This is a genomic window from Moraxella sp. Pampa (assembly GCF_035181385.1).
Classification (GTDB): domain Bacteria; phylum Pseudomonadota; class Gammaproteobacteria; order Pseudomonadales; family Moraxellaceae; genus Moraxella.
This window is the reverse complement of sequence record NZ_JAXCJK010000001.1, coordinates 510,865-525,202: the sequence shown is the minus strand read 5'-3', so window position 1 is coordinate 525,202 and position 14,338 is coordinate 510,865. Positions and strand designations below refer to the sequence as shown.

12 protein-coding genes and 1 pseudogene are annotated in these 14,338 nt (G+C 41.2%); 10 read left to right on the top strand and 3 right to left on the bottom strand.

The features are described from left to right. Positions 1-3: 3 nt before the first annotated feature. Positions 4-906 (bottom strand): LysR family transcriptional regulator, encoded by a 903-nt coding sequence (locus R0123_RS02560; protein WP_323843001.1) that lies wholly within the window; start codon positions 904-906, stop codon positions 4-6. 145 nt (positions 907-1,051) lie between these two features. Here R0123_RS02560 and R0123_RS02555 point away from each other — a divergent pair, with 145 nt between their 5' ends. The 6 genes and pseudogenes from R0123_RS02555 to R0123_RS02525 all read left to right on the top strand — a co-directional run bounded on the left by R0123_RS02555 (position 1,052) and on the right by R0123_RS02525 (position 8,031). Further along, on the top strand, positions 1,052-2,212 hold the full coding sequence (locus R0123_RS02555) for a M20 aminoacylase family protein (RefSeq protein ID WP_323843000.1): 1,161 nt from the start codon (positions 1,052-1,054) through the stop codon (positions 2,210-2,212). Between the two features lie 70 nt (positions 2,213-2,282). Next, positions 2,283-3,589, top strand: a pseudogene (locus tag R0123_RS08515) (DUF3100 domain-containing protein). A 131-nt stretch (positions 3,590-3,720) separates the two neighbouring features. Then, entirely contained in the window at positions 3,721-4,935 is a 1,215-nt protein-coding gene (cgtA, locus tag R0123_RS02540) for an Obg family GTPase CgtA (RefSeq protein ID WP_323842997.1), read from the top strand. 239 nt (positions 4,936-5,174) lie between these two features. After that, on the top strand, positions 5,175-6,239 hold the full coding sequence (gene hemE, locus R0123_RS02535; protein WP_323842996.1) for a uroporphyrinogen decarboxylase: 1,065 nt from the start codon (positions 5,175-5,177) through the stop codon (positions 6,237-6,239). A gap of 147 nt (positions 6,240-6,386) precedes the next feature. Continuing rightward, positions 6,387-7,208, top strand: a complete 822-nt coding sequence (locus R0123_RS02530) for an enoyl-ACP reductase (protein WP_323842166.1) — start codon at positions 6,387-6,389, stop codon at positions 7,206-7,208. A gap of 121 nt (positions 7,209-7,329) precedes the next feature. Beyond that, positions 7,330-8,031, top strand: a complete 702-nt coding sequence (locus R0123_RS02525; protein WP_323842995.1) for a YoaK family protein — start codon at positions 7,330-7,332, stop codon at positions 8,029-8,031. Between the two features lie 122 nt (positions 8,032-8,153). Here R0123_RS02525 and tgt read toward each other — a convergent pair whose 3' ends face one another. Next, positions 8,154-9,287 carry a tRNA guanosine(34) transglycosylase Tgt gene (gene tgt / locus R0123_RS02520; protein ID WP_323842994.1) on the bottom strand — a complete coding sequence of 378 codons (1,134 nt, stop codon included), beginning with the start codon at positions 9,285-9,287 and terminating at the stop codon, positions 8,154-8,156. A 52-nt stretch (positions 9,288-9,339) separates the two neighbouring features. Beyond that, complete coding sequence (gene queA, locus R0123_RS02515) at positions 9,340-10,503, bottom strand: tRNA preQ1(34) S-adenosylmethionine ribosyltransferase-isomerase QueA (protein WP_323843232.1); 1,164 nt, start codon at positions 10,501-10,503, stop codon at positions 9,340-9,342. 227 nt (positions 10,504-10,730) lie between these two features. On the opposite strand from queA, the gene R0123_RS02510 reads away from it, so the two are divergent. From R0123_RS02510 to R0123_RS02495, 4 genes are all read left to right on the top strand, one after another. Then, on the top strand, positions 10,731-11,978 hold the full coding sequence (locus R0123_RS02510) for an NnrS family protein (RefSeq protein ID WP_323842993.1): 1,248 nt from the start codon (positions 10,731-10,733) through the stop codon (positions 11,976-11,978). A gap of 65 nt (positions 11,979-12,043) precedes the next feature. After that, the gene (gene apbC, locus R0123_RS02505; RefSeq protein ID WP_323842992.1) at positions 12,044-13,225 is read left to right on the top strand and encodes an iron-sulfur cluster carrier protein ApbC; all 1,182 of its coding nucleotides are present in this window, start codon (positions 12,044-12,046) and stop codon (positions 13,223-13,225) included. 85 nt (positions 13,226-13,310) lie between these two features. Then, a complete protein-coding gene (dcd, locus tag R0123_RS02500) occupies positions 13,311-13,886 on the top strand; it encodes a dCTP deaminase (RefSeq protein ID WP_323842160.1) in 576 nt (191 codons plus the stop codon). 147 nt (positions 13,887-14,033) lie between these two features. After that, the gene (locus tag R0123_RS02495) at positions 14,034-14,321 is read left to right on the top strand and encodes a polyhydroxyalkanoic acid system family protein (RefSeq protein ID WP_323842991.1); all 288 of its coding nucleotides are present in this window, start codon (positions 14,034-14,036) and stop codon (positions 14,319-14,321) included. The last annotated feature ends 17 nt before the right edge of the window (positions 14,322-14,338 follow it).

Genomic DNA, 14,338 nt, shown 5'->3' with positions numbered 1-14,338 from the left:
TGTTTAACCAAGCTGTTTTAGCGTTTTAATCATCTGCTGGAGCATGGCTTGAGTGGCAATACTGGTGTATCTACCTTGTCTGGTGATGATTTGTGTATTGTCATGTGTACCGTTATCAACGGATGCTGGTAGGATTAAAGGAATACTGACCAAATCATGATCGCTTTGGTAGAGTAGTAGTTCGGGCAAAATGGTGATGCCATTGGCTGATGCATAACGCTTTAATAGATGCATATCATTACATAATAAAGAGATGGGCAGAATGATACCCAAGGCAGTTTCGGCCTGAGCGATGACTTGGCGAATACCATAACTATGGTCGGTAAAGGCGATTTTTTGGGTGGTGAGCTCAGAAAGTTCAATGGCAGATTTGTTTGCCAGAGCATGATTGGGGTTCATAAAAACATGCAACTTATGCACTGCCCGAAAATGACTTTTAAGTTGAGGGTGATTGATAGAATTGTATAAAAGTCCGATATCTGTTTCTCCATCGATGACTTTTCTGATGATTTCGGTGCTACTATAAATGTCAATCTCTATGACAATGTTTGGGTGATTTTTGGCGAATTCATTGACCATTTGTGAAACATGATTTAGATAGCCTACGCCTGTGCTGATATGCACTCTGCCTGATTTTAGCCCTTGTAAATGGTTAAGTTCTTGTTTTAGATGCTCTTCTTGTTCGTGGATTTGCTTATAGTGCGACAGGACTTTTTCACCCATCGTCGTTAAAATCGCTCCTTTGGTGTGGCGTTCTATTAAGGTTACACCTAGGGATTTTTCCAGACTTGCAATTTGCCGACTGACTGCAGAGGGGGCGATGTTAAGTACATCAGCGGCAGCTCGTATGCCACCTTGTTGAACCACCTGATAAAAACAATACGCTCGCTTATCGGTTAAAGTCATGATTTTTCCTTGCCATCTAATGGTAGATAGCTTAACAAAAGTGTTGCCAAAAAAGCAACAAAATTTTTAAAAATAGAACTTGTTGTTTTGTTTAATCATATTCTATACTTACAGTGTTTACTGACGAGATACGGAGATAGAATTGATGAATATTCCATCATCTTTGATTAAAGAGGCGATCGGTTGGAGGCACCATTTGCACCAAAATCCTGAATTGGGTTTTGAGGAACATAATACTTCAAATCTGGTTGTTGATGTATTAACCAGTCTTGGCATTGAGGTGTATACAGGACTTGCTAAGACTGGTGTGGTTGGTATTTTAAAAAAAGGAAAAAGTATCCGTAGTATCGGCATTCGTGCTGATATGGACGCCTTACCGATTCAAGAAATGAGCGGTGTTGATTATGCATCTTGTCAGATGGGCAAAATGCATGCTTGTGGACATGATGGGCATACAGCGATTTTACTTGGGGTAGCAGCGTATTTGGCAAAGTATGGAAACTTTGATGGTGCGGTATATTTTATTTTTCAGCCTGCTGAGGAAAACTTGGGTGGTGGCGTGGCGATGGTGAAAGATGGCTTGTTTGAGCAATTTACCATTGATGAAATTTATGGATTACACAACTGGCCAGGTCGACCACTTGGCGATATTTGTGTTAATGATGGTTCGATGATGGCATCGTTTGATATTTTTGATATCACACTGCAGGGCATTGGTACTCATGCTGCCATGCCTGAGTATGGCAAGGATCCAATTTTAGCAGCAGCAGGGCTGATCATGGCTTTACAGTCTATTGTTTCTAGAGAGGTTGCTTCTTTAAAATCAGCGGTTCTTAGTATTACACAGATTCAAGGTGGTGATACTTATAACATCATTCCAGAGTGCGTTGCTTTAAAGGGTACAGTCAGAGCCTTAGATGAAGATACTCGCTTAATGGTTAAAAATCGCTTACTTGAATATGTGGAAAAACTGCCAGCTTTATACGGTGTTAAAGGCAGTATTAATTATCAAGAGCGATATCCTGCCACTATTAATAACAGTGAATGCGCTGCCCATATTCGCCGTATTGCTGGAGAGGTCTTTGGTGAGAATAGGGTAATTGAAAATGTACCACCAACGATGGCATCAGAGGATTTTTCCGTCATGCTCAACGCTAAAAAGGGAGCATATCTATGGTTAGGTGTTGATGAGGTAAACAGACCATCGGCACCTTTGCACAATCCCTATTATGATTTTAATGATAATGCCATCGCTGTTGGTATTGAATTGTGGGTAAGTTTGGTGGAGAAAACCTTGATTGCTTAATCGGGTTGCTGGCGGATTGATTTTTGAGTTAATTTGCCAATTTTTATTGTAAATTGAAATAACCAAAAGGATGTGTGTGATGAATTTATCTTTAAAAGCGTTGCTAGACTTTCGGCTTCATGTATTGGTGCTAATTATCGCTTGTGTTTCTGAGTTGATTGGTATTGCTAAGTTTGATATTGGCATTGGTACGGTGGTGTTATTGCCACTATTATATGCTTTTTTGATTGCAGTGTTTTTTAATAAAAATATCGTGCCAGTTGCAGGAAAAATCTTTGATGATAAAACTAATTTAGTAGCAAGTCAATGGATTTTAATCTGTTTAATGCCGTTTATTGCAAAATTTGCTATTGGTATTGGTCCAAAAATCAATGATATTATCGCTGCAGGACCTGCACTAATTTTTCAAGAGATCGGTAATGTTGCAACTGTATTGTTTGCTTTGCCGATTGCGGTGCTTGTATTTGGCATGGGGCGTGAAGCCATTGGTGCGACGCATTCTATCGCCAGAGAGCCGAATATTGCATTGATTGCTGATAGATTCGGGTTAAAAACACCAGAGGGTATTGGTGTGATGGGTGTGTATGTGATGGGAACGCTGTTTGGGGCGATTTATTTTTCGCTGATGGCAGGCGTGATTGCCTCTTGGGTATTTTTGATGTGCGATCATTGGCGATGGCGTGTGGTGTTGGTTCTGGTAGTATGATGGGAGCGTGTTCTACTGCTTTGGCAGAGGTGTTGCCTGAATATAAAGATGATATTGTTGCTTTTGCCGCCAGTAGTAATCTTTTGACATATGCCACAGGCTTGTTTGTATCGGTATTCGTTGCCTTGCCCTTTGCTGAATGGCTTTATAAAGTCTTGTCAAAATTTAGAAAAGCCAATCATCAAAAAGCGACCCATCTTGACGATAAAATGATCGAAGGTGATCATGAAGAGGTGGGTGTTAGTACGACTGTATTAATTCAAGCACTTGCTTTTGTTTGTGTTTTATTATTGCTGGTGAACTGGGTGGGTACAAAAAATGATCCGCTGACCGCATTGGTAGGCATGGCGATTTTATTTGTTTGCTGTGTCTTAGGCATCTTGATTAAAAAAGTGATTCCACTTGGTGTTCCAAGCATTGCTTGGGTATCTATCGTTGCCATCATTGTTGCTTCGCCAATCATGCCAGTAGCAGATTATGTGCTGGCTGCTACAGATAAGCTTGGATTACTACCACTGATTACGCCGACTTTGGTTTATGCAGGCATTGCCATTTCTCGTGCGGAAGTCATTTTGTTTAAAAAGTCGGGTGTAAAAATTGCCATCGTCGCTTTATTGACTTTTACAGGTACTTATCTGGGATCTGTGGCGATCGCTGATTTAATGCTTTGATTTTTTTATAGTACATAAAATAACCTAAAATTACTTTGGGTTATTTTTTGGCCACTGATTTGGCAGATATATAAAATTCACTTGAAAACTATGCTATAATATCCAGTTAATTTTAAATTATTAGAGATTTTATGCGTTTTATTGATGAAGCTGTAATCAGCGTAAAGGCAGGCGATGGCGGTAATGGCATCGTCAGTTTTCGCCGTGAAAAGTTCGTCCCCAAAGGAGGCCCTGACGGTGGTGATGGCGGTAAGGGTGGTAGTGTTTATGTCATGGCAGATGACAACACTAACACACTGGTAGATTTTCGTTATACTCGTAAATTTGAAGCCAAGCGAGGGGAGAATGGTCGTTCCAAAAACTGCTCAGGCAAAGGGGCAGATGATATTTATCTAAAAGTTCCAGTGGGTACGACCATCATTGATACTGATCTTGATGTGGTGATTGGTGATTTGACGGAGGTTGGGCAAACTGTACTGGTGGCAAAGGGCGGTGATGGTGGTTTTGGCAATACTCGCTTTAAAACCTCTACCAATCAGGCTCCTCGTAAGGCGATTCCTGGCTTTGCAGGCGAATTTAAGAACATCAAGCTAGAACTTAAGGTTGTTGCTGATGTTGGCCTGATTGGCTTACCTAATGCAGGTAAGTCCACTTTTATTCGTCAAGTATCCTCTGCTCGTCCAAAGGTGGCGGACTACCCATTCACCACGCTTGTACCAAATTTGGGCGTGGTAGATGTTGGCACACATCAGTCATTTGTGATGGCGGACATTCCAGGTCTCATTAAAGGAGCGTCAGATGGGGCAGGGCTTGGCATTCGCTTTTTGAAGCATGTGGCACGCACTCGCAGATTGTTGCATATTGTTGATGTTAAGCCAATTGATGAATCTGATCCTGTGGATAATGCCAGGATTATCTTGCAAGAGCTGGAGAAGTTTTCGCTAGAATTGTCCAAACTGCCACAAATTTTGGTGCTTAATAAAATTGATCAACTAGATGATGATGAAATTGATGAAGTGTGTGAAAGTATCGTCAAAGGGTTGAATTGGCAGGGCGAGGTTTTTCGCACTTCTACCATCAGTGGACAAGGTCTTGATGAGATTAAATATCATCTGATGAGTGAGATTGAAGCTGAGCAGGAGCGTGAAGCAGAAGATGAGGAGTTTGCCAAAGAGCAAGCTCGCCGTTTTGCTCGTCTTGAAGAAGAGGTTCGTCATAATACTGAAATTCAAAAAGAGGCTTATCGTGCTAAGCGTAAAGCTGAGCGAGAGGGTCTGTCTGATGACGATGAGGACGACTGGAACGATGATGATTATGATGTGGCAGTTGAATATGCTCCTTATTAGATATTAAGTGGTGCTTGTTTAATGGTGTGCAGGGTAAGCAAATTGGTTGTGATAGCATTCATGCCAGGCACAAAACATCAAAGCACGCCGATGAATGATTGTAAATATCAAACCAAAAAATAATGCCAATAAGACTGCCATGATTTAAAGACCGCCATGATTTACCGTGATGAAATGGTCGTCTTAATGGTGTTGCTGATTCAATCTGTCAAAATCTAATTGTAAAAATAGGAAATCTCATGACCCAACAATTTTCTCCCTTAAAAAATGACCGTCTGTTGCGTGCTTTGCGTTTTGAGCCTGTGGATGCAACGCCAGTATGGATGATGAGGCAGGCTGGACGATATCTGCCAGAGTATAAGGCGACTCGTGCAGAGGCGGGCGATTTTTTGAGCTTGTGTAAGGATACGGATAAAGCAACCGAAGTAACTTTACAACCTTTGCGTCGTTTTGAGTTGGATGCAGCGATTTTATTCAGTGATATTTTGACCGTGCCTGATGCACTTGGCTTAGGGCTGTATTTTGAGACTGGTGAAGGTCCTAAATTCAAAAAAACTGTTCGCACCGAAGCTGATATTGCTAATTTACCAAAGCTTAGCATGGTGGATTTATCCTATGTTACCGATGCGGTAACAAGTATTCGCCACGCCTTGGGTGGTCAGGTGCCATTGTTTGGTTTTAGTGGTTCTCCTTGGACTTTGGCAACTTACATGATTGAAGGTGGTGGCAGTCGTGAGTATCGTCATGCCAAAGAGATGATGTACGCACGCCCAGAATTACTCCATGCTTTGCTTGCCAAGATTACAGATGCTGTAACTGAGTATTTAGACGCTCAAATCATTGCAGGGGCAGATCTTGTGCAGATTTTTGACAGTTGGGGCGGGGCTCTTGGTCATCGCCAGTTTGCTGAATTTAGTCATCATTACAACCGTGAAATCATTGCCAAATTAAAAGCCAAGCACTCAAGCACACCAGTTGTGATGTTTACCAAAGGTGGTGGTCTATGGGTGGATACTCAGGCTGACAGTCAGGCAGATGCGCTTGGTTTTGATTGGAGTGTGCCACTAAACAAAGCAAGAGCTTTGCTTGGTAAGAATAAGGCCATTCAGGGTAATTTAGATCCCGCCACGCTGTATGGTACAACTGACAATATTCGCCGTGCAGTGAGTGATATGCTTCATGATGTCTATGATGGTGGCATTCATACAGGCTATGTGGCAAACTTTGGACACGGTATTACCCAGTGGGCAAATCCAGACCACGCCAAAGCATTCGTTGATGCAGTACATGAATTTAAATGGTGATTTTATTGGCGGATGATTTATTTTACGACTTGGCATTAAAATTTGGCATGATGTTAAATAAAAAAGTTTACATCTGTACTAAATTTTAGCTATTTTTAAAAAATCATGCTATAATTTGCTAAAATTTCAACAAATTTTGAGGCGGTTATGTTGTTAAAAGGTCAGCGTTTTATTGTTACTGGTATTGCAAGTAAGCTATCAATTGCTTGGGCGATTGCCCAAAGTTTGCATCGTGAGGGTGCGGAACTGATTTTGACTTATCCAAATGATAAAATTAAAAAGCGTGTTGACATGGCGGCAGAGGCTTTTGGTGCAACCGCTGTCATCGAATGTGATGTCAGTTCTGATGATTCTATCAATACTTGCTTTGCTCGGGTTAATGAAATTTGGGGTCAGGGTGAAGATAGAGGTGTCAATGGTATTGTCCATGCAATTGGCTTTGCTCCTGCCGACCAATTAGATGGGGACTTTACTGATGCAACCACTCGTGAGGGTTCAAGTATTGCTCATGACATTTCAAGTTATAGCTTTGTGGCATTAGCCAAAGCGGGTCGTGAGTTGCTTGCTGCTCGTCAAGGTTCATTACTTACGCTCACTTATGAGGGCAGTATTTCTGTGCTGCCTAATTATAATGTGATGGGCATGGCAAAAGCAAGTCTTGAGGCATCTGTGCGTTATTTGGCAAGCTCTTTGGGTGGTCAGGGCATTCGTGTGAATGCCATTTCTGCAGGTCCGATTCGCACATTGGCAGCCAGTGGCATCAAATCATTTCGCCGTATGCTTGATGTTAGTGAAAAAATAGCCCCATTACAACGCAATGTGAATCAAGAGGAAGTGGGTAATGCAGCGTTATTTCTCTTATCCCCTTGGGCTAGTGGTATTACTGGTGAGATTTTGTTTGTAGATGCAGGTTTTAATACTGTCGCAATCAGTGAGCAAATCATGGCGATGACAAGTGATGACGAATAATTCTTTTTATTAACATTGGTATGATTTTTTTATTCATCAAAGCACAAAATGATTGATATTTTGTGCTTTGATTTTTTATGAAAAAATGATTACAATGTAAATTTTACTGCTGTTGTTTTACATGGATAAGATTCCTAATTGGGTGTTATGTGGTGCGATTGTGTTGGCATTTTGTGCAGGCGTGCTCAATACGACTGCCCTCATGGGTTTTACGCATATTTCAGCATCACATGTTACAGGCAATGTCAGCTCGTTGGCAGTATCGACTCTGCTTGGCGATTGGGTTAATGCAAAGTTGTTTTTGATGTCCATTGCGTCATTTTGGCTAGGCTCGGTGCTTAGTGGTATGCTGATAGGTGGTAGCGAGTTGCATGTCTATCGCAATTATGGTTATGCAATGTATCTTGAATTTGTATTACTGTTTACCAGTTTTGTCCTATATATGAATGAAAATGATTTTGGGCAAATGATGATTGCGATGGCGTGTGGACTGCAAAATTCAATGGTAGCAACTTATCATGGTACGGTAATACGCACCACGCATTTGACAGGGACAACATCAGATTTGGGTGCGATGGTGGGTAGCTGGTTGGTTGGTCGTCAATTAAATATGAACAAGGTGCTATTGCAAAGTGCCCTATGGTGGGGTTTTTTTATTGGTGGTTTTGTGGCGGTCATACTATATCATCAAGTAGGATATTTTTCCATGTTATTACCCATGGCGGTCATTCTTATCGCAGCCAGCAGCTATCAGCACATGGAGCGATGGTTTTATAACTCTTGGCGATTGATTTTTAAAAAATTCATTTGTAAAAAACACTAATCTGATTCAGATGCCTTAAATTTCCAAGCCAGAGCTTTAATAAAAATAACCCAAACAAAGATTGGTTTGGGTTATTTTTATTGAGTCTGATTAAATTAATGAAGCGATAAAACAAAATTGCTTCATGATAAATTGAGCATCGGCACGCTTAAACCTTGCTTTTGATAAAACGCTTGTACAAATTCATCAAAACACGCGTTTTCCAAACTTGTGCGAATGCCTTGCATTAAGTTTTGATAAAAACGCAAATTGTGAATGGTATTTAGTTGTGCCGACAGCATTTCATTGCATTTGTGCAAATGGTGCAAATACGCACGGCTAAAATTTTGGCAGGTATAGCAGCCGCACTCGCTATCTAGCGGACGCTCATCAAAGCGGTGGACAGCGTTTTTGATTTTAATCGCCCCTGTGCTGGTAAACAAATGTCCATTTCTTGCATTGCGAGTGGGCATTACACAATCAAACATATCCACGCCACGGCGTACCGCTTCCACAATATCGGCAGGCGTGCCCACCCCCATAAGGTAGCGTGGCTTGTCGGACGGCATAATATTTGGCAGATAATCAAGCACGCCTATCATTTCATCTTTGGGTTCGCCCACCGACAGTCCGCCAATGGCGTAGCCGTCAAAGGGCAGTTTTAATAAGCCGTCCAGCGATTTTTCACGCAAATCACGGTACATTGACCCTTGAATAATGCCAAATAGGGCGTTTTTGTTGCCAAGTTTTGTGTGTTCGTTGATACACCGCTCGCCCCAACGCAGCGACAGTTCAAGCGATTTATCCGCCTCTGTCTGTGTGGCAGGGTAGGGCGTGCATTCGTCAAACTGCATCACAATGTCAGAATTTAACGACTTTTGGATTTGCATAGAAATCTCAGGCGACAAAAACACCTTCGCACCGTCAATCGGTGAGCGAAAAGTAACACCGTCCTCTTTGATTTTACGCATTGCCCCAAGACTAAACACTTGAAAACCGCCAGAATCGGTCAAAATCGGCTTATGCCAACCGATAAAATCGTGCAATCCGCCAAATTTATCAATCACTGCCGTGGTGGGGCGTAGCCACAAATGAAAAGTGTTGCCCAAAATAATGTCCGCACCGATGGCGTGAATGTCTTTTGGGAGCATACCTTTGACTGTGCCATAAGTGCCAACGGGCATAAAGGCAGGCGTGGCGACATCGCCGTGTGCCAAATGGACGGTGCCACGGCGAGCACGGCTGTTGGTGTCGGTTTTGTGTAGGGTGAAGTTCATAGGATTAATAAGTAAAATTGACTATTATAGCAGATTTTATGACAATTTGCTGTCAATCACATCGTCTATCTAAAATCATCGCATCGCCATAACTAAAAAATCGGTACTCATTTTTTATGGCATATTGATAGGCATTTTTGATAACATCTGTCCCTGCAAAAGCCGAAACCAGCATCAGCAAAGTGGATTTGGGCAAATGAAAATTGGTAATGAGTCTGTCCACCACGCCAAAGTCAAAGGGCGGATAAATAAAAATATCGGTATCGCCTGCCCACGCACTCAAATTAGACTGTGTGCCTGATTTGATTTGATGCAAATAGGCACTTTCTAGCGTGCGAGTTACCGTAGTGCCAACGGCTATCACTTGTTTGCCATTGTGTTTGGTTTGGTTAATCAAATCGGCGGTATCTTGTGGCAGATGGGCATATTCTTTGTGCATTTTGTGGTCGGTGATATTGTCGGTTTTGACCGGCAAAAAAGTGCCAGCACCGACATTTAAAGTGACAAAAGCGGTATTTATCCCTTTGTTTTTTAAGGCATTTAAAACATCATCGTCAAAATGCAGGCTTGCGGTGGGAGCGGCCACGCTGGCAAGTTTTTTGGGGTTGTGAAACACGGTTTGATAACGCGTGTCGTCCTTGTCGTCAGCAGAGCGTTCAAAATAAGGCGGAATGGGAAGTTCTCCACACGCTTCTAAAACAGGCAAAATGGGGCAACTAAAACCCACAATAAATAAATTATCCAATCGCCCAAGCACACAAAGGCTTGCGTGTGAGCCACTGATATGTAATATATTGCCTGCTTTAGGGGCTTTGCTTGCTTTGATATGACACACTGCCAAAAAAGGATAATCGTCATTTAACAGGGTGTGATGCTGTGTATTGTTTAAAATGGTATTATCAAAAATGGTGTTATTATTAAAAATAGTATTATCATCAAAAATGCGTTCTATTAACATCTCAATTTTACCGCCTGTTTGTTTTTGTCCAAAAAGGCGGGCTTTCATCACTTTGGTGTCATTAAAGATAATCAAATCGCCTGTATTTAAAAGGTCTGGCAATTCACAAAAATGACGGTCAAAGATTTGCCCACCCTTAATATGTAATAGGCGAGAGTCCGAACGCACATCAAGCGGATAGCGTGCGATTAAATGGTCGGGTAGGTGGTAGTCAAAGTCGTTGATATGTATAGATTTTTTGCTGGTAAGATTGGTCATGAGTTGCAAGATTTGGTTGATTGATGCTGTATTGATGGCAATGGTATTGGCGGAGCATTGTAGCAAAATTTACTAACATTCGCCATGAGTTTTATCGGTTTTTAGACTTAAGATGAATTAAAAGCTAAAATATTTAAAAAATAAAGGCTTTGAAAAAACATAAAAATGGGCGTATCATAATCATCAATCTGATAAAATTCACCAAAATCATTTAAGATAAGACAATCATGCTGATTGACATTGATCATGTTACCAAGCGACCCAGCTCTCCGCACCCCATTTTAAATCTAGGCTTTCGTATCTTTTTTATGGGGTCGGCGATGTTTGCTGTGGTAAGTATGTTGCTTTGGCTTCTGATTTTACAAGGCTTTGTTTCTTTTAAAGGTGAATTAGATCCATTTTATTGGCATGGTCATGAGATGGTGTTTGGCTATTCACTTGCTGTGATTGCAGGATTTTTATTGACAGCGGTAAAAACTTGGACAAATCAGCCCATGCCTTATGGTTGGCGATTATTTTGGATTTTTTCTCCTTGGGTGATGGCTCGTCTTTTGTGGCTTGGTTTACACGCAACACCAAGTATGGCAATCATCTTTGGGGCGTTTGTATTTGATGTTTTATTTTGGGCTTTGACCAGCTTTTGGGTCATCAAGGCGGTATGGCTGGCAAGACAAAAAAACCAGCTTGGTATTGTATTAAAACTTGTTCTGCTGATGTTTGCAAACATCGCTTTTTATTGGGGCGTACTTACCAATCATTTGACCACTCAGCAACTTTCACTCCATGCAGGGTTATATGTCATCATTGGTGTGGTGTTCACCATTGCACGCCGTGTGTTGTCATTTTTTATCGCTAAGGGTGTCAGTGTGGATACATATGGCAAGCCGAATGGATTGAAGGTTGAGCAAAGAAATTCTGTTTTGCTTGACCGTGCCAATCTGCTTGGCTTGGTGCTTTTTATGGTGGCGGATTTATTTTTAGACTGGCCAAAAATTGCCAGTATTTTTGCCTTGATTTGCTTTGTTGCTAACACCCTAAGACTAAAAAACTGGTATCATCATGGTATTTGGCATAAGCCACTTTTATGGTCGCTTGTCATTGCTTTTGGTGGCATGACGGCAGGATTATTGATTTTTGTCATATCGCCTTTTGTTGATGACAATTTGAATCTACATTCACTTGGTTTGCATGGTCTGGCATTGTTTGGTGTGGGGTTGATGACAATTGCGATGATGGCGAGGGTGTCTTTGGGGCATACAGCAAGAAACATTCACACACCACCTAAGGCGGTTGGTTTGATGTTTGTTCTGATGATTGTCTCGGGGGCGTGTCGGGTGTTTATGCCGATGTTTGGTGGTGATTATATGCTATGGATTTTGGTTTCTCAGGTGGTATGGATAATCGCTTTTGGATTGTTTTGTGTGTCTTATGCAAAGATTTTGTCAAAACCACGCACAGACAAACTATTTGGTTGATAAAATAAAAGTTGGTCAAACAGTTGATCAACAAATGAACAAATTGGTAGCTTTGGGCGATAACAATGTTTAAATTATTTAAAAAAAAGAAACTCACGCAGGCACAAATCGCTGATGCGTTGAGTGAATTTTGCTTGTGTGATAAGCCGTTGGTTGAGTACTTAACAAGCATTGAGTTGGTAGATGATGTGGTGAATTTGTCCTTGAAAATCACCAAAGACACCGACCGCAAACAGCTTGAGAACATTTACCATGCCTTGCGTACCAAACTGCACATACTGGGTATTAAAGAGGTAAATCTGAATGTTGTCATGACACAAAGCGTTGCACCTACAACAAAAACTTTATCAAAGCCATCAGCTCAGACTTTTATCCCAGTAAACAATGCAGACAATACAAACAATGCAGATAATAAAGAAGAACTGCCCAAGTCTCATTCTAAACAATCGGATATTGCACCGCACCCACGCATTCGTCATATCATTGCTGTGGCATCGGGTAAGGGTGGTGTGGGCAAATCTACCACTACTGTAAATGTCGCTCTTGCCCTGCAAAAAATGGGCAATAAGGTAGGTATTTTAGATGCTGATATCTATGGCCCATCTATACCAGATATGCTAGGAAAAGTGGGTGTGCGACCTGAGATTGAGAATGATCAATTTATCCCAATTGATGCAAATGGCATTGCAATGCTATCAATTGGTAGTCTGATTGACAGTGATAGTACACCGATTGCGTGGCGTGGCGTGAAAGCGACTGGGGCACTCATGCAAATGTATCATCAGACCAATTGGCCAAATCTTGACTATCTCATTATTGATATGCCACCAGGGACGGGTGATATTACGCTGACACTTGCCCAGCGTATACCTGTAACAGGAGCGGTGATTGTTACCACACCACAGCACATTGCTTTGCTTGATGCCAAAAAAGGTGTGGAGATGTTTCAAAAAGTGCACATTCCATTGCTTGGTATTGTGGAGAATATGGCACTGCATATATGCACTCAATGTGGACATATTGATCATATTTTTGGTGCAGATGGTGGTAAAAATATGGCAAAGATGTATGGTGTGCCACTATTGGGACAACTTCCCATTGATATTCAAATTCGTGAGCAGATGGATAACGGCACGCCAACTGATATTGATACAAAAATTGCACACATTTATGATGACATTGCTAAAAATATTGAAACTCATATTAAGCAATATGCCAAAGTGCGTCATGATGGGCGGATTTTTTGAGCTCAAAATCTCGTGAATTGCTTAAATCGGTGTTATCATTTATAATGATAAATCATTAAACTTGAACAAAATTTTAGGAAAAATTATGTCCATCAAATCAGACCGTTGGATTCGTAAAATGGCCAGCGAATGTGAAATGATTGCACCATTTGAGCCAAATCAAATCCGCCATAATGACAAAGGCGACAAAATTGTTAGTTTTGGTACATCAAGCTATGGTTATGATGTACGCTGTGCCAATGAATTTAAGGTATTTACCAATGTGCATTCTGCCATTGTGGACCCAAAGAATTTTGATGAACGCAGTTTTATTGATGTGGTAGGCGATGAGTGCATCATTCCGCCAAACTCATTTGCGTTGGCTCGCACGGTAGAATACTTTAAGATTCCTCGTGATGTCCTAACCATCTGTCTTGGAAAATCCACTTATGCACGCTGTGGGATCATCGTCAATGTTACGCCACTTGAACCTGAGTGGGAGGGTCATGTAACTTTGGAATTTAGCAATACCACCAACTTGCCAGCACGCATTTATGCAGGCGAGGGTGTGGCACAGATGCTGTTTTTTCAAAGTGATGCAGATGATGTCTGTGAAATATCCTATAAAGACCGTGGTGGAAAATATCAGGGTCAAACAGGGGTTACCCTACCAAAAACTTAATCAAACTTTCATCTGTGTTTATTGATTTATATAAAAAGCTTGATATTTTAAAAAGCTTGTTTGATAAAATAAACATGATCTTTTTTTTGCCTAAGCTGCTTATTTTATTTAGCCAAGCATTTATTTTGAAATTTTTTAGGAATTATCATGCCAGACATTCGTATTGAAAAACGCCATAATCTTGACCTACAAACAGCTCGGAGTCAGGCGAAAAAATGGTTAGAAGAAGCTAAAATGCAATTTGGTGTGAATGCTGTCTATCATGAGGGTGTGGATACCGACACTGCCACCGTTAATACATCAGGTGTAGATGGGCGTGCATTTTTAGATGCAGATAAAGTTATTTTTGAAGCGGATTTGGCATTTTTGGCAAAGCCTTTAAAAGGTGTGATCAGTTCAGGCATTCAAGAGGGTTTGGATCGCTATTTTGCTTGATATTTTTTTGCTTGATG